Source organism: Desulfotignum phosphitoxidans DSM 13687 (assembly GCF_000350545.1).
In the GTDB taxonomy this organism is placed as follows: domain Bacteria; phylum Desulfobacterota; class Desulfobacteria; order Desulfobacterales; family Desulfobacteraceae; genus Desulfotignum; species Desulfotignum phosphitoxidans.
On sequence record NZ_APJX01000001.1, the window covers coordinates 507,563 to 523,940 of the forward strand.

General features: G+C 53.4%; 17 protein-coding genes. 14 read left to right on the forward strand and 3 right to left on the reverse strand.

The window, feature by feature from the left end; translation table 11 throughout:
* Positions 1-54 precede the first annotated feature (54 nt).
* The 5 genes from DPO_RS02390 to DPO_RS02410 all read left to right on the forward strand — a co-directional run bounded on the left by DPO_RS02390 (position 55) and on the right by DPO_RS02410 (position 5,773).
* Positions 55-1,122 (forward strand): FmdE family protein, encoded by a 1,068-nt coding sequence (locus DPO_RS02390; protein WP_006964053.1) that lies wholly within the window; start codon positions 55-57, stop codon positions 1,120-1,122.
* Between the two features lie 28 nt (positions 1,123-1,150).
* Positions 1,151-1,756, forward strand: a complete 606-nt coding sequence (locus DPO_RS02395) for a flavin reductase family protein (protein WP_006964054.1) — start codon at positions 1,151-1,153, stop codon at positions 1,754-1,756.
* Between the two features lie 212 nt (positions 1,757-1,968).
* Positions 1,969-3,105, forward strand: a complete 1,137-nt coding sequence (locus DPO_RS02400) for an FmdE family protein (RefSeq protein ID WP_006964055.1) — start codon at positions 1,969-1,971, stop codon at positions 3,103-3,105.
* An 80-nt stretch (positions 3,106-3,185) separates the two neighbouring features.
* A complete protein-coding gene (locus DPO_RS02405; RefSeq protein WP_006964056.1) occupies positions 3,186-5,393 on the forward strand; it encodes a TonB-dependent receptor in 2,208 nt (735 codons plus the stop codon).
* Positions 5,394-5,569: 176 nt separating this feature from the next.
* Positions 5,570-5,773 carry a cold-shock protein gene (locus DPO_RS02410; protein WP_006964057.1) on the forward strand — a complete coding sequence of 68 codons (204 nt, stop codon included), beginning with the start codon at positions 5,570-5,572 and terminating at the stop codon, positions 5,771-5,773.
* Between the two features lie 85 nt (positions 5,774-5,858).
* Here DPO_RS02410 and DPO_RS02415 read toward each other — a convergent pair whose 3' ends face one another.
* On the reverse strand, positions 5,859-6,275 hold the full coding sequence (locus tag DPO_RS02415; RefSeq protein ID WP_201765583.1) for a putative toxin-antitoxin system toxin component, PIN family: 417 nt from the start codon (positions 6,273-6,275) through the stop codon (positions 5,859-5,861).
* An 11-nt stretch (positions 6,276-6,286) separates the two neighbouring features.
* Positions 6,287-6,523 carry a ribbon-helix-helix protein, CopG family gene (locus tag DPO_RS02420; protein ID WP_006964059.1) on the reverse strand — a complete coding sequence of 79 codons (237 nt, stop codon included), beginning with the start codon at positions 6,521-6,523 and terminating at the stop codon, positions 6,287-6,289.
* 324 nt (positions 6,524-6,847) lie between these two features.
* Here DPO_RS02420 and DPO_RS02425 point away from each other — a divergent pair, with 324 nt between their 5' ends.
* From DPO_RS02425 to DPO_RS02460, 8 genes are all read left to right on the forward strand, one after another.
* On the forward strand, positions 6,848-7,822 hold the full coding sequence (locus DPO_RS02425) for a phosphotransferase family protein (protein WP_006964060.1): 975 nt from the start codon (positions 6,848-6,850) through the stop codon (positions 7,820-7,822).
* Entirely contained in the window at positions 7,798-8,757 is a 960-nt protein-coding gene (locus DPO_RS02430; protein WP_006964061.1) for an ABC transporter ATP-binding protein, read from the forward strand. The genes DPO_RS02425 and DPO_RS02430 overlap by 25 nt, the downstream gene beginning before the upstream one ends.
* Before the next feature lie 62 nt (positions 8,758-8,819).
* A complete protein-coding gene (locus DPO_RS02435) occupies positions 8,820-10,052 on the forward strand; it encodes an ABC transporter substrate-binding protein (protein WP_006964062.1) in 1,233 nt (410 codons plus the stop codon).
* Positions 10,036-10,917, forward strand: a complete 882-nt coding sequence (locus DPO_RS02440; RefSeq protein WP_006964063.1) for an ABC transporter permease — start codon at positions 10,036-10,038, stop codon at positions 10,915-10,917. Before DPO_RS02435 ends, DPO_RS02440 begins: the two co-directional genes overlap by 17 nt.
* Positions 10,914-11,717, forward strand: coding sequence for an ABC transporter permease (locus tag DPO_RS02445; RefSeq protein WP_006964064.1), 804 nt, complete (start codon positions 10,914-10,916; stop codon positions 11,715-11,717). Before DPO_RS02440 ends, DPO_RS02445 begins: the two co-directional genes overlap by 4 nt.
* 181 nt (positions 11,718-11,898) lie before the next feature.
* Positions 11,899-12,276, forward strand: a complete 378-nt coding sequence (locus DPO_RS02450; protein WP_006964065.1) for a 4Fe-4S dicluster domain-containing protein — start codon at positions 11,899-11,901, stop codon at positions 12,274-12,276.
* A gap of 19 nt (positions 12,277-12,295) precedes the next feature.
* Entirely contained in the window at positions 12,296-14,188 is a 1,893-nt protein-coding gene (locus DPO_RS02455; protein ID WP_006964066.1) for an aldehyde ferredoxin oxidoreductase family protein, read from the forward strand.
* Positions 14,185-14,433: a hypothetical protein gene (locus DPO_RS02460; protein WP_006964067.1), complete on the forward strand. Its 249-nt coding sequence runs from the start codon at positions 14,185-14,187 to the stop codon at positions 14,431-14,433. Before DPO_RS02455 ends, DPO_RS02460 begins: the two co-directional genes overlap by 4 nt.
* Before the next feature lie 7 nt (positions 14,434-14,440).
* Here DPO_RS02460 and DPO_RS02465 read toward each other — a convergent pair whose 3' ends face one another.
* Positions 14,441-14,740 (reverse strand): type II toxin-antitoxin system Phd/YefM family antitoxin, encoded by a 300-nt coding sequence (locus DPO_RS02465; RefSeq protein WP_006964068.1) that lies wholly within the window; start codon positions 14,738-14,740, stop codon positions 14,441-14,443.
* A 363-nt stretch (positions 14,741-15,103) separates the two neighbouring features.
* On the opposite strand from DPO_RS02465, the gene DPO_RS02475 reads away from it, so the two are divergent.
* Positions 15,104-16,378 carry an ATP-binding protein gene (locus DPO_RS02475; RefSeq protein ID WP_006964069.1) on the forward strand — a complete coding sequence of 425 codons (1,275 nt, stop codon included), beginning with the start codon at positions 15,104-15,106 and terminating at the stop codon, positions 16,376-16,378.

Sequence of the window (16,378 nt, forward strand, 5' to 3'; positions counted from 1 at the left end):
CGGGTTTCCCGCGTTAGACAAAAGCAACCAGAAGATGAAAGGAGCAAAAACAACATGAAGCACTTATCCCTGTATTTGATATTGACGCTGTGGCTGGTATGGGTTGTCCCCTCGAGTGGAATCTGTGGACCGGATATGGAAAAAATGGGCATGGATGCGGTGGCTGCTGCCAAAAAAGCTCTGTCCCCGGGACAAATAGATGTATGCCTGACCAATGCAGGGTCTGCCTTGCTTGACAATCAGTCCTGTGGAATTCTCCTCGATGTATTTTCCGGGGAATCCGGGGTCAGTCTGGGCCAGGGCAGTCTTTTAACGGTTCACCGGGCCTGGGGAGAACCTCCCTGGGCCGCCTTTGTCAGTCAGCCATCCCCAAAGGAACTGAACATGGTACTGGTCCGAATCACCGCTCAGGGACCCGACCTTAAAGGACCGTTGAACGTTTGGGTGGATAAGGAGACGGATTTTACTCCCTTTTATGAGATCCTGGGCAAAGAGGCCTTTTCCCTGGTTACCCTGGCCAACGGGTGGGCGGACAAGGTGCCTCCCCAGGTGCTTTTTGGCAGCCTTTTCCACGACCACCTCTGCTGCGGGGTGTTTACCGGCTATTTTACCAGCCGGTATATTCTTGAGCAATTTCCCCTTACAGAAGGGCAAGGATATATTTATATCGGAACACCGGCCTGGTGCCAGGATGACCTGATCATGAACATGCTCAACCTGACGCCGGGCAAACACGGATACGTGACCATGGCTTATCCCTGGAGCCGTCCCTGGAAAACCGCCGATGCCGTGTATAACAATCTGGGAGGAATTGTTGTCCGAAAAGACGGGCCTGCAGGCGGTGGGACCGCATGGGTGCTTTCCTTTGATTGGCAGTGGGACAAATTTCAAAAATTTGCAGGCCTTTCGCAGGATAAACCGGACTGGAAGAACGATCCCTGGCTCCATGTAATGTACAACCGATTTTTTACCCGGCACCTTGACCGCCCATCGGAATTTGTTTCTGTGATCAAATCCCGGAAACTTGAGACAAAAGAAGAGGTGGATACCCTTGTCCGGTTGGGGGCCAATCCCCTTGAGATTCTTTTGGGAAAAGATTCCTCCTGGCCTGAATCACACTGATTTTTTCAATTCCAAAAAGGAGAACACAATGATATTTAAGCCATTCATGAGAGAGGGATTCATGCCCTTACCTGTGGCCTTTATTTCCACCCGCAGCCGGGAAGGGATAAACAATATTGCGCCCTATTCCTGCATCATGCCGGTGCTAAGGCCCCTCGACCTGATTTGTCTGGCATCGGCAGAAAAAAGAGACACCCTTGCCAATATCCGGGAAACCCGTGAGTTTGTAGTCAATCTGGCAGGAAAAAGTTTTATGGAAAAGGTGATTCCCACGGCCAGGTTTTCACCGCCTGAACAGGATGAGTTTGCACTGGCAGACCTGACACCCAGACCGTCGGAAACGATTACATCCCCAGGCATCGAAGGGGCCTATGCCTGGATGGAGTGTACGCTATCCGGCTTCCACAAAGGAGAGGGCTATACCCTGATCATGGGACAGGTAACAAGGCTTGAGGTGGATGACATCTACCTGACCCCTGACGGCCGGCTTGATCTGGAGAAAGCCAGGCCCCTGATGATGACCGGCGGAAAAAAAGGAATGCATTACTGCACGGCCGCCGATCTGGACAAAAGCGATTCTTTCGGCGCAATGTTTCCGGACGGTAAAGATCCCCTTGCCGGAGTCTATGAATAGATCATTAAGACTTGACAGGGAAGTTTTTTTCACATAGATTGGCCCAAAATCTGCAATCGAAATTGCAGCGGGCTGAACCAGAAATTATTTGAATTATTAAAACCAAGGCCAGGAAGGTCGGACAGGAGAATATCCCTGTCCAGATGTTCCTGGCCTTTTTGTTTTTGAACAACATGCAGAAAATGACATGAAGGAAAAAAAGGAGAAAAATCGTGATACCTGCAAAATATCAACACACCTTTATAACGGCCCTGTTTGTGGCCATCACCATCACTGCCTGGAGCGGGGTATGTTTTGGACAACCCGCCGCTGATGGAACGTCTTCCGGGTCGGTTTACACCCGCTGGAAAGCTGTGGGACAGTTTGCCGCGGACCTGTCCCTGGAAATGATCCAGAATGCGGGCAAGACCCCGGACAAAAAAGATCTCATCGTTCTGACCAATGCAGGATATGCTCAAATGTTCGGCATGCCGACCCAGGGAGTACTTGACGGCCTGGCAGCGGTCACCGGCGCCAGCCGGGGAAAAAACACCCTGGTGGAGATCCATGCCGCTGCCTGGGACCCTTTGTGGGTGGCGGTCCATGATCCGGCATCCGGGTGGTGCGCTTATCTGGAGATGGTGCAACCCGGCGGATCAGACCCTCAACAGTTTCCGGATGCCATGTCTCCTGACATATTCGGCATCCGGACCGTGGAACGAATCGATGCCGATTATCTTTATGCGCATGCAAAAGAATTTGAAACCCGGATGGCCGGCCGGATATTCGGGGACAATGCCTTCCGGGTCATCACCATTGCCAATGCCGTGGCATCCGGGGCACCGGCCCGGGTGGTCCGGGCGTTTGAATTTCACGACCATTACTGCCCCGGGGTGATGTCCGGCATTTTCATGGCCGATTATGTGCAGGCCCATTTTCCCCCGGGCAGATCCGGATATGTCGTTCACGGGATAGACCCCTGGTGCAAGGAAGATGCCCTGATGACCCTTTTAAACGCCACCCCGGGCAAGAAAAAATATGCCGTGACCTATCCTTCCGAAGCAGACCGGGCCAGGCGCCTCCCGGCGGTTGAAACCGCCGCCACCATCATCTACCGACAGAATGACCAGACCGGACAATGGGAAGGAATCCTCCTGGGATTTGACTGGGCCGACACTTCCTGCCCTAAAACCGGGAATGTCATCATCGACAAACTGTGCATCGACCTGTGGTACCTGGAACGGATCGATTCTCCTGAAACATTTGTCAAGGTATTGAAAACCGTCACCCTCCCGGACGGTGTATCTCCCATGGACTGGGCAACTCCCGGAACCGATCCGCTGGGAAAGATGGGCCTGACCGTCCAATGACATGGCTGGAAAACCCAGCGAAAATCTTTTTGAAACCATAACCGCGCCCATGCGCGAATGATAGCGGGAGGTATTGAAAAATGAAATTCTTGCAACAGTTCATGGTGGTTTGTCTGGTGATGTCGGCCCTTTCCGCCGGTGCCGGGGAATCCGACACAGACATAATGGTTCTGGATGATGTGGTGGTAACCGCCACCAAACTGGTGACCCCCACCAAGCAGACCAATGAAACGGTCTACACGGGAAGCGAGATCACCCGGGAGGGTCTGGATGCACTGGGAAGCAAGGCAGCAGTCAGCGTTTATGAGGCGATCAATATTCTTCCCGGCATCTCCGTGGAAAGTATCGACCCCTACGGACTGGCGGCCGAACAGAAAAATATCCGGGTCCGGGGGGTCCGCGGATTTCTGGGTGCCATGACCGTGGCGGGAGTCCCCAACTACGGCGGCAACCCCATGGGGCCCCGGGAATATATCTATGACATGGAAAATTTCGACAGCATTGCCGTATACAAAGGGGCGGTCCCGGCGGATCTTGGCACCGGGGTCGGTGCCCGGGGTGGGGCTGTGGAACTCAGGCCCCGATGGCCGGAACAGAAATTCGGGATGAATGTCAGCCAGGGAATCGGCACCGGCAATTACACCCGGAGCTTTATCCGGCTGGGTTCCGGAAACCTGCCTCGAACGAGGACCGGGCTGTCCCTTTCCCTTTCCCATACAGATGCGGAAAAATGGAAAGGCCCCGGTGATTTAGGCCCCAGGAAAAATGCCAACCTGATGGTACGCCAACCTCTCCCCACCGGGGATGAAGTTAAATTCTGGTTCAACGCCAATGACCTGAAACAGGATCTGTACCGGCCGTTGACTTATAGTGAAGTCACGTCTCTGAGCCGCTTTTACGACCAAGATTACAACACGGGTCTGACCGGAAACAAGAACGAAGATATCAACTATTACCGATACAACCGGGGCGATTATGCCAACCGGGATTTTCTGGCTGAACTGCCGGTCACGCTTTCTGACAAATTCCGGTTTATGTTCAAGCCTTACTTCACGGATGAGGACACTGAAATTTTCCAGGGATCTGCTTCCCAGGGCGGCATTGTCATCAAACGGCAGCGGGACATTGAAAGGTACGGCATGATCACTCGACTGGATTCTCACTTTTCATGGGGCACGGCCTCTTTAGGATACTGGGCCGAGGTGTCCGACATGGTGATCCGGCAGCAGAACTACGACCCGGTCACCTTTGCGTTCAAAGGATACGGCATGTACATGAAAAGTGAGGACAAAGGAATGGTCCACAGTCCGTTCCTGAAACTGGCCGGCAGCATCGGACGGTTCGACTGGCAGGCCGGCCTCAAATATTTTCACTACACGGATCCTGCCGGCCAGGGATATGTCGCTTCCGCGCCTGACTATACGCTCACGGCAGCTTCGGATCTTTTCCGGGAAGAAAAAACCTATGAAGAAATTCTTCCGACACTGGGTGCGGCCTTTCGGCTGACACACAACCTGGAATTGAATGCCAGTTACGGGCGCAACCAGATCCGGCCCTATGCCTATGTCCCGCTGGTCAACATCTACAACCAGAACCGGGCCGCATTCCAGGCAGCCGGGGTGACTCTCAATGATATGTTCAGCGGCTATGACATGGAAATCTCGGACAACTTCGAAGTCGGCGCCCGGTTCCGGTACGACCGTTTCGAGGTGGTGCCGACCCTGTTTTATTCCAGGCACCAGAATCTGTTGACCACGGTTTACGACCCAAGGGTGAATCAAAGCTACTTCCAGAACGTTGGCGATGCCACCGGGTACGGGGTCGAAATCGAGTCCAATTTTCTGATCACTGACCACCTGAACCTGTTTTTCAACCCTTGCTATACGGCATTGACCTACGATGACGACCTGGTATTTCAGGGTGCTGTCCGCAACACAAAGGACAAACAGGTACTGGATACCCCTGAATGGACTGTCAAAACCGGGTTGATATACACCTGGAAAGATTTCGAAGTGATTCCCATGGTCCGGTACCTGGGCACCCGGTACGGGGACGCCGAGCACACCGAAAAGATCGATGATTATGTGGTGGCGGACCTGAAAATGGGCTACACCTTCAACAATTTTTCTTTTTTGGACAAACTCAAGCTATCCCTGGAACTGACCAACCTGTTTGACAAGGAATATGTGTCGGTGATCAATGCCATGGATGACAGCCGGGCCGGAAGCACCAGTTATTACGTTGGCGCCCCTTTTACGGCTTTGATGACGGTGGGGTTTGATTTCTAAACCAGGCAAAGCTCATTACGGACATACAAATTAAAGGTTGACTTTATTTTTAAACCCTGTATTATACACCAATGTTTCAATCTTTCCGGTGTTAATCAAGATTCAATCTGTGATTTATTCCCTCAAAGTACGAAGCGATTTATTATTATTTTTTATTTTTTTAGGAGAAAGCCAACATGGCCAACGGTACAGTAAAATGGTTTAACGACGCAAAAGGGTTTGGATTTATTGAGCAGGAAGACGGTGGAAAAGATGTGTTCGTGCATCACTCAGGCATTAATGCCATGGGTTTCAAATCCCTCAACGAGGGAGACCGGGTTTCCTTTGACATCTCTGAAGGCCAGCGTGGACCCGCTGCGACGAATGTAACTGTGGTGTAATCACCGCGTTTATATAGTCTGACCCAAAGCCCCTGGATGGTTCGCCGTCCAGGGGCTTTTTTTATGCCCGGCACGATTCCGGCGGTCAGTTGGCAAAATGGGCCAGCCATACTGCCGGGGATATGACTGAACTGCCGGGTCTGGGTTTTTCAATGAGCAGATGATCTCCCGTGATCAGAACCGCTGCCGGCTCTGATGCCAGAAGCGCCCACAGATGGGAATCCTGAAGGTCCGGCGGGATATGTTCATTGTCGGCAGGAGGATCCCGCCAGATGGCATTGGCAGTAATTTCCGTCAGAATCAGCCCTATCTCCGGTTCTGTCAGACCATGAAGCCGGACCAGTTTGGGTCTCAGCAATATCTGCCGGTATTCATCGAGCAGCGCCGGAGACAAAAGAAAAACCAACCTGCCATTGATCATGCCATCCAGAATCTGTGCAGTGGGACTGTCCGGCCGGGAAGTGATGAGTCCGGCTGCGACCACATCGGTATCAATAATCAAGACCGATTTTTTCATCGGGTGCAAAGGTCGCGGGTTTCCTCAACGGCAAGGCGGATTGCTTCTTCATCAGTGCAGCCGGCCCTGATCCGGGCCTTCTCCACCAGTTGTCTTGCGTGAGTCATCGATTTAATCCCCCGGAGAACAAGGCTTTCCTCGATAATTTTCCCGATGCTGCGTCCCTGCCGGGCAGCCGTTTCTTTAAGTGCCTGATGCAGATCATCGTCAAGGGTGATGGTGAGACGGCTCATGGGTACCTCCAATCAAAGTGATTTTTTCATTGTTCAATAGCACAATAACACCAATACACCATCTAGTCAATACCACCCAAAAATGCTATCTTTCTTGACAGAAACCTGAATCCGGGTTCAATATGAAAGCCAATCTATCCCTTGATGGTACCGCAGGACCCTCGCATCAGACAATTTCTAAAAAAAATTTACCCCTGATCCCAAAGATGGTATAACCCCGGCAGCTGGATCGGAAAAAAGAGACGATCAAATCCAGACAAAAAATCTGAACGGATACACCGCTGTTTACAATTAAATCCCCAGGGGAGCTTAAGCGACACAACCATGCCGGATACCGACAGACTGGAACAGATACAGCAGTTTCTAACAGATACCGGCTGGGTGTCTTCGCCTTTTCGCGTTTCTTTTCTGGCGGCCGGGGAATACAATGCCAACTATCTGATCGAATCAGGTGCCCGGCAGTATGTCCTGCGCATCAACCACGGCAGCCAGCTGGGCCTGGGAGATGATCAGATCGCTTACGAATACCAGGTGCTCACGGCCCTGGCGGATTCCGGGGTCACGCCAAAACCCCTGGCCTGCCATCCCCGGCCCGATCCCTTGGGAGGTGGGGTCCTGCTCATGGAATTCATCCCTGGCGAGCCCCTGGATTACTGCCGGGACCTGGAAAAAGCAGCCCACGTCTTTGCCCGGATTCACACGGTATCTGTACCGGACAGTCTGATCGTCCAGGCAGACCCCGTGAGCGATATTGCCCGGGAAAGCTATGGCCTGCTCCACCGGTTTAGCGACCACCCGCTTACAAAGGAAAAGGAACAGATCCTGGCCTATTACGACACCGTCCTGGCTCTGGCTGAAACCACCCGGCCCCTGTTTGACGCAGAACCCTTGTGCCTGGTGAACACGGAAGTGAACTCCGGCAATTTTCTCATCAGTCCGGACCGGGCCTGCCTGGTGGACTGGGAAAAGGCCGTGGTCTCCTGCCGGTACCAGGACCTGGGCCATTTCATGGTACCCACCACCACGCTGTGGAAAACCGACATCGTTCTGAGCCGGAAAGACCGGCACCGATTTCTGTCCGCCTACCACCAGCAGGCATGCCCGGACATGCCGTTTGATGATCTTGCGGAAAAATCCCATGTCATGGAAAAAACCATTCTGCTGCGGGCCCTGTCCTGGTGCTTCATGGCCTGGTATGAATACACACAGACCGACCGGCCCATCCGGAACCCGGACACCTTTGCCAAAATTCAGCAGTATCTGTCGGATATCCCATGTATATTACACTCCGTCACATAGGCAAATCCTTTAAACACCAGCCCGTTCTGGAATCCATCGGCTTTGCCGTGAACGCCAGGGAGCTGGTTTCCATTGTAGGGCCGTCCGGGGCCGGCAAGACCACCCTGCTCAAAATCATCGCCGGACTGGAGGCTCCGGACACAGGACAGGTGATATTTTCCCACCCCGTGACCAAACACCACCCCGTGATCATTGTGTTCCAGGATTATGTGCTGTTTCCCGCCATGACGGTGAGACAGAATATCGGATTCGGTCTCAAGGCCCGGCACATGGGAAAAAACCAGATCAAAAACCAGGTGGATCAGATGCTGGACTATTTTAAACTGGCCCCCCAGGCAGACCAGTATCCGGCCCAGCTGTCCGCCGGCCAGAAACAGCGGGTGGCCATTGCCCGTGCCATGATCGTGAACCCGGCCGTGCTCTTGCTGGATGAGCCTTTTGCCAACCTGGACCGGAACCTGAAAATGGAGACGGCCCGCTTCATCCGCACCACCCAGCAGGCATTCGGCATTCCCACAATCAGTGTCACCCATGACCTGGAAGAAGCCTTTGCCATGTCCGACCGCATCGGGGTTTTGCTGGACGGCCGGGTTCAGCAGTTCGATACCCCCCGGCAGGTGTATTTCCATTCGGCCACCCCGGCTGTGGCCCGGTTTCTGGGCCCCGTGAATAAAATTCCGCCGGCGCTGTTCCCGTTGTTCCGGGTGGATGAGGCCGTGGCCGGCCCGCTGAACGGGACCCCGCTTCCGGCCCGGCCCGAAAACCTGGCCATTATTGCAGACCCGGAGGGATTCGGCCGCATCACGGAAAAAACCTTTGCCGGCCACTACACCGTGTATACGGTAACCGTCGGCTCTCAGACCTACACCATCTACAGCCAGAATGACCGGTTTGAAAGCAGTCAGCATGTATCTTTGCGGTATCGGCCGTTTTAAATATAACCTTTGACCCGGTTTTTTGACTGACCGGTCATATACCCAAACTGAAAGGAGTTCTTATGACCCTGCGATGGAACATGACTTTTTTGCTGTTGATGCTGGTGATACCGTTCTTTCATCCGTTTACCCTGCCGGCCCGGGCATCCGGCGATATCCTGCCGGACACCCCGTTCGAACAGATCCTGGAACAGGCCCGGGGGACTCAGGTCCAATGGTACATGTACGGGGGATGGACCCATGTCAACACCTGGGTGGACACGTTTGTGGCCAAAGAGATGAAACAGCGCTATGACATCCATGTGAAACGGGTCCCCATGGATGCCGGGGTGTTTATCAACAAACTGCTCAACGAAAAAGCCGCCGGCAAAACCACGGGGACCATCGACCTGCTGTGGATCAACGGGGAAAACTTTAAAAATGCGAAGGAAACCGGCCTGCTGTTCGGCCCCTTTGCCGGACATTTGCCCCATGTGCGGCAGTATGTGAACCCGGACAGCATCACCCATGATTTCGGATTTCCTGTGGACGGATTTGAAGCCCCATTCGGCCGGGCCCAGTTCGTGTTCGAGTATGACACAGACCGGACGGACACTGTCCCGGACACGGTGGCGGCCCTCAAACAGTGGATCATGGACAACCCGGGACAGTTCACCTATCCCCAGCCCCCGGATTTCACAGGGTCTGCTTTTATCCGCCACATTTTCTATGCAGTCACGGGCGGGCACGGCCAATACATGGCCGGGTGGGATCCGGACCTGTATGAAAAAAACGCGCCGTTGCTGTGGGACTGGCTCAACCAGATCAAGCCGTTTTTATGGCAGAAAGGACGAACCTATCCCAGGGACAGCGCATTTCTGGATACGCTGTTTGCCAGGGGAGAGGTGGCGTTTAGCATGTCCTATCATCCGCCCCACGCCCAGAACATGATTATGGAGGGCAGTTATCCGGATACGGTCAGAACCTTTGCCTTAAAAGACGGTGCTATTTTCAACACCCATTTCACGGCCATTGCCTTTAACGCCCCAAACAAGGCCGGGGCCATGGTGCTGGCAGATTTCCTGATGTCCGTGGATGCCCAGGTATCCAAATTTCAACCGGAGAACTGGGGGGATTTTCCGGTTCTGGACCTGAACCGGCTCAGTGCATCGGACCGGCAGCGGTTTGAGACCGTGGACTTAGGGCCCGCCACCCTGACACCGGATCAGCTGGCTGCCGTTGCCGTGCCTGAGATACCGGCCCAATATCTTGAAGCCCTGGAACAGGACTGGAAAACCCATGTTCTGGGCCCCTAGCCGGACCGCCATACTGATTCTGAAGCTCAGCCCCCTGATCCTGCCGTTTGTGGTGCTGTTCTGCGGCGGGGTGTTTCTGACGGTGTGCCAGTCCTTAGGAATCTTCACCCCCCTGCCCCATACCGGCGGGATCCTGGCGGCCTATGGCGTGATCCTGTCTGATCCCTCTTTTTTGGGCTCCTTTGGGTTTTCCCTGGGCGTGGCCCTGGTGTCTGCCGCTGCTTCCGTGGCAGCCGGCACCTTTCTGGCCTACCGGGTCTGGCAGCTGCCCAAAGCCCTGGCCGGGGCGGCCCTGGTGTACAAAATCCCGCTGATTTTGCCCCATATTGCCGTGGCATTTGTGGTGCTGATTTTCTGGAGCCGGTCCGGTATCCTTTCCTCTCTGGCCTGGCACCTGGGCCTGATCCAGTCCATGCCGGATTTTCCCAATGTTTTGTATTCCGGCTGGGGCTTAGGCATGATCCTGGCCTATACCCTGAAAGGCACCCCGTTTGCCATGCTTTTGATTCTGGCCCTGCTGGTGCGGTTCGATGTCCGGCAGATCCAGACGGCAGCCATGCTGGGGGCATCGAAACGGCGCATCTTTTTTTCCATTGTACTGCCAAGGCTGGCCCCGGCGATGCACACCAGTTTTATCATCTTGTTTCTATACAGTTTCGGGGCATTTGACATTCCTTACATTTTGAGCGAAAGCCGGCCCGGCATGCTCAGCCTGAATGTCTATAACCTGTACTTCAAGCATGATCTGGCCCGGCGGCCCGAAGCCATGGCCATCCTGACGCTGATGCTCTTTTTTGCCGTGGTGTTCATCATCGCCTATTCCAGGACCGTCACCCGCCTGGAAAACGGGGTCAGAAAACTGTGAAAAAAACCGGCCCCATCCCCCACGTGCTGACCCTGCTGGTGCTGGCGATCCTGTTTGCCCTGCCTGCCGGCATCCTGGTGCTGGTGGGCCTGGCCCCGGGGTGGCGGTTTCCGGATTTGTGGCCGAAACGGTTTTCTTTTACGGGCATCGAGTTTCTGATCACCCACCGGGATCAGATCCTGACCGCGCTGGCTTCCTCGTTTTTTTATTCCCTGGCCACGGTGTTCGTCACCTTAGTCATGTGCCTGACCCCGGCCGCTGCCTTTGCCAGACAACGGTTTGCCGGCAAACGGTTGCTGGAAGCGTTGCTGCTCACCCCGGCCCTGGTGCCGCCCATGACTTTTGCCATGGGACTGCATGTGGTGTTCATCCGGCTGTCTCTGGCTGACACCGTGGCCGGGGTGATTCTGATCCTGGCCCTGTTCACCTACCCTTACATGTTCCGGGCCCTGGTGGCGGGATTCCAGACCCTGGGAGAACAATATCGCACTTGTGCCAAAAACCTGGGGGCCGGTCCCGTGGCGATTTTCTGGCAGGTGGAGCTGCCGTTGCTGGTGCCGGCCATGATCGCCGGCGGCAGTGTGGTGTTTCTGGTGGCGTTTTCCGAATATTTTCTGGTGTTTCTCATGGGCGGGGGAACCGTGCCTTCTTTTACCGGGTTTCTGATGCCGCTGCTCGCTTCTTCCAACCGGTCCCTGGCCGCGATTCTGACCCTGATTTTCCTGCTGCTGCCCATCCTTTTGTTTTTTGTTATCGACGGATCATTGATGCGCACCTACCGCAAAAAAGGCATGGCCTGACACGGAAATCCGCCTGGGCCTTCGGACGAATCCATCCCAATGGCACCGGCTGAACGGCAATTGATATGAATCGGATTCATATCCTTTCATGAAAACAATGCGTTATACATTTTTACCCCGGACATGCTATGGTGCAACAGGGTCAAAAAAGGTCAACCATTCAAGCCAAGGAGAGACAGGGATGACACTATCATTCAACCATGAAACCTGTTCCGGGTGCCGGGCCTGCGAACTGGTGTGTTCATTGCAGAATCTGAAAATAATCAATCCGTCCAAGGCCATGCTCCGGGTCATGCCGCGGTTTCCCGAGCCCGGCATTTTCCAGGTGGCCATCTGCAACCAGTGCGGGGCGTGTGCCGAAGCCTGCCCCACCGGGGCCATCCATCGGGTCAAAGACACCTGGCGCATTGACATGAAAAAATGCGACGGGTGCCTGGCATGTGTTTCCGCCTGCCCGGAAAACGTGATGATGGTGGATGATGACGGCATGCCCTACAAATGCATCAACTGCCGGCAGTGTGTGGAAGTGTGTCCCCGGGATGCACTGAGCTTCAAATAGAGGGAAAAGGAGGATTATCATGTTATACGGATATGCCGGACACACGCTGAGAATCGATCTGAGCACCGGGAGCATTGAAAAACAACCCTTAAAACAGGAATGGGTGGATGAATTCATCGGGGGCCGGGGATTCACGGCCAAAATTCTGTACGATGAAATTCCGGCCGGCACAGACCCTTTAGGCCCGGACAACCGGTTTGTCATTGCCATGGGGCCGTTGAGCGGCCTGTTTCTACCGGCGGCCGGCAAAACCCATTTTGCCGCCAAATCCCCGGCCACGGGCGGATATGGCGACAGCAACATGGGCGGCCATTTCGGGGTCACCATGAAATACGCCGGATACGATGTCACCATTTTAACGGGCCGGGCCAAAGAACCGTCCTATCTTTTCATTGACAACGACACCGTGGAAATCCGGCCGGCCGGGCATTTGTGGGGCAAAGGCTCCACTGAGGTGGAAGAGATCCTGAAAAATGACCTGGGACAGGAATTCCAGATTCTGACCATCGGCGAGGCCGGGGAACGAATGGTCAACTTTGCCTGCATCTCCCATGATTTCGGGCGCCAGGCCGGCCGCACGGGCATCGGCGCGGTTTTGGGCTCCAAAAACATCAAGGCCATTGCCGTGCGCGGCACCCAAGACATCCCCGTGTTCGACCCCAAGGGGCTTTTGAAAAAAGGCAAGGCCACCTATGCTGCGTGCCGGGAAAAACCCGGATTTAAAGGCTGGACCCCGGAAGGCACGGCCGGTATCACCAACTGGTGCAATGATGTGGGGGCTTTACCCACCCGCAACTTTGCCACCTCCCATTGCGATTATGCCGACAAGATCAACGGCAAAGCCATCCTGGACGAACTGAAAATCACGGACAAAGGGTGTTTTTCCTGCCCCATTCCCTGCGGCAAATACGGGCTGTCAAAAACCGCGCTGGGCAACAAATATGTGGAAGGCCCGGAATACGAAACCCTGGCCCTGGTGGGCAGCAACTGCGAACTGTCCGACATCCATGCCGTGGCCCATGTCAACTGGTTATGTGATGAACTCGGCTTAGACACCTGCTCGGGCGGGGCCGTGGTTTCCTTTGCCCTGGAATGCTATGAAAAAGGCCTGATCTCAAAACAAGAGATGGGCATGGACGTGACATGGGGGGATCTTGACTCCATCGTCCATATCCTGAAAAAAATTGCAAAAAGAGAGGGCATCGGAGATATACTGGCCAACGGCGTCAAAAAAGCCGCTGAAAAGATCGGGGGTGACAGCGACAAATTTGCCATCCATGTCAAAGGCCTGGAGTGGACCGGATATGAATCCAGAAACGCGCCCGGCATGATGCTGGGATACATGACCGCGGATGTGGGAGCCCACCACAACCGGTGCTGGGTTCTGGGATCAGATGTGGCCAATGCCGTGGGCGGCAGCCAGGATGCCAATGTCCATGATCTCATCTCCCAGGGCGCAAATTTCGAGACCATCCCCAAGGCAGACCACAAAAACGTGGTGCCCCTGGTGCTCAAATCCCAGCATCTGCGGCCGGCCTTTGACATCTTAGGCACCTGCCGGCTCCAGTATATGGAGATCGGTCTGGAAACCCATTATTATGAGGAACTGTATTATTGTGCCACGGGAAAAAAACTGGATTTCAACAAAGACCTGCTGCATCTTTCTGAAAAAATCTGGCATTTGAACCGGATGTTCAATAAAAGAGAGATCCCGGATTTCGGCCGGAAATATGATTATCCGCCCCCGCGCTTTTACGAAGAACCCATCCCGTCCGGCCCCAACAAGGGCCACAAGGTGGAATTCGCCGTGATCGAAGAGATGCTGGATGCATATTATGCGGCCCGGGGATGGGATAAAAACGGGATTCCCACCAGAGAAACCCTGGAAAAGTTCAACCTGGCCGTGGAATGATCACCATCACGCTGAATATGTCTGAAAGCCTGCTGAGCATCCTCAGGGATGCCGGCAGGCCCGGACAGCCGACCAGCCGGATCCGGGTGCAGGCAGGCACTTTGGTCCGGCAGGTCCTGACAGGCCAGGGCATCAGCCCTTTGCTGGTGCCCATGATTTTTCTGGACAGCCGGAAAGTATCAGTGGACACGCCTTTAGAAGCCGATGGTGTTTTGACCCTGCATGGTCCCCTGGCCGGGGGGTAATATCTTTTCAGAAAGGGCACTGTTTTCCAGGTGTCGGAATGCCCAGAAGATTATCAGCTTCAGCAAGCACAGAATCCTGGTCATATCCTTTGCCTGCTTCAATTTCTTTGTCCCCTTTTGCCAGCAGGCGAAGGATTTCTTTTTCATGTTCAAATTTTTCATAGGCATCAACACCGATGATAACCGCTGTGGCCCTTCCTCTTTGGGTGATGATTAAGGGTTCATCATTTTCTTTTAATTGTTTTAAAAGGTTGGCCGCATCCCGCCTCAAATCACTTACCGGAATAATATTTGATAATTTTCCCATTTTGTACCTCCTGATGTGTCTTTAAAAATACTATTGAAAATACTACCTGGCAAGTGATTAATTTTTAAAAAATGGATCAAACCGCTGATCTATCTCTCCATTCCCATGGCAGTTTCCAGGTTCAGGACTTCAACCGGTATTGTCTTTCAATCACCGTGGCCAGATCCGGGCTTTTCCAGCAGGGGCGTATCCATCTGTTTTCCCTGGATGCCCATCTTTTTGAAAATATCCAGAGGTGGATTTTTCTTATTTCGGATATACAATATAATGCAAAATAACCTTGATATTTAAATATTTTTGTAACATACTGCATAGAATTGATATTTCTTGAAACATTTAGCAGTACAACACAGAGAAAAATTTATGATACAGACCCTGAAAAAATACAACTTCTGGGATGCAACGGTGAAAGGCACGGGTATCACCCGGCCGATATACCTGGACCAGCTCGCCCGATTGAATACCGGCAAAACCATTGTCACTGTGACCGGATTGCGGCGGGTGGGAAAAAGCTTTATTGTCCGGCAGTTTATGGATCACCTGATCCGGCAGATGAAGGTTCCTCCCTGCCAGATCTTTTATGCCAATCTCTTCCTCAGGGAGCTTGGTTTTCTCAGAGATCCGGACCGGTTCCAGGAAGCGGTGACATCCTGGCAGAAAAATCTGAATGTGGATACTGGCCAGCGCATGTACCTTTTTATCGACGAGGTACAGGAGATCAAGGACTGGGAAAAACTGGTGGGATCATTTTTTGAAGATTATACGGCTGAATACAAGATCATCATCACCGGTTCAAACTCAAAGCTCCTCAGTGGTGAACTGGCCACCTACCTGGCAGGCAGGAGCCACGAACTCCGGGTATTTCCCCTCTCCTTTACTGAATTTTGCGCCTTCACCCAACAGGATGGAACCCGGGAAAATCTCCTGACTTATCTCACCCACGGCGGGATGCCTGAAATCGTGCTGGCGGACAACCACTTTGCAAGGAACAATCTGATCGAAACCACCATTGATTCTGTGATCATGCGGGATATCGTGGCCCGATACGAAATCCGGAACGTGCGGCTGCTGAAAAAAATCGTGGAATATGTCAGTGCTTCGGCTTCGGACGAGGTGTCCCGGAACAAGATGGCCCATCTGATCGATGAATCCGGCAAACGGGCATCCGTCCACACAGTGTCCGACTACCTGGAATGTTTGAAAGAAGCTTTTTTCATCCATGAATGCCCCGTGTTTTCCCATAAGAAAAACGATTATCTGAAATCCGGCCCCAGGAAAATCTACCTCAATGACCTGGTTTTCATGAAAAAGGACCAACGATTCGGGGGATACGGCAAGCAGCTGGAAAATCTGGTATATATGACGTTGAAAAGAAAAGGCTTCACCATATCCACGGTCAGGACCGGCAAGGGCGAGGTGGATTTTCTTTCTCAAAAAAACGGAGACCGGGCCTATTATCAGGTGGCGTGGACGATCAATGATCCGGGCAGTGAGACATACTGCCGGGAGTTTGAAAGCCTGCTGTCCATACAGGACCATTATCCCAAGCACATCATTACCATGGATGACTTGCCTTTGCCGCCCCGAAAAGGAATCCGCCATATCCCGGCTCTGGATTTTTTTTCTTCAGACAAGTGA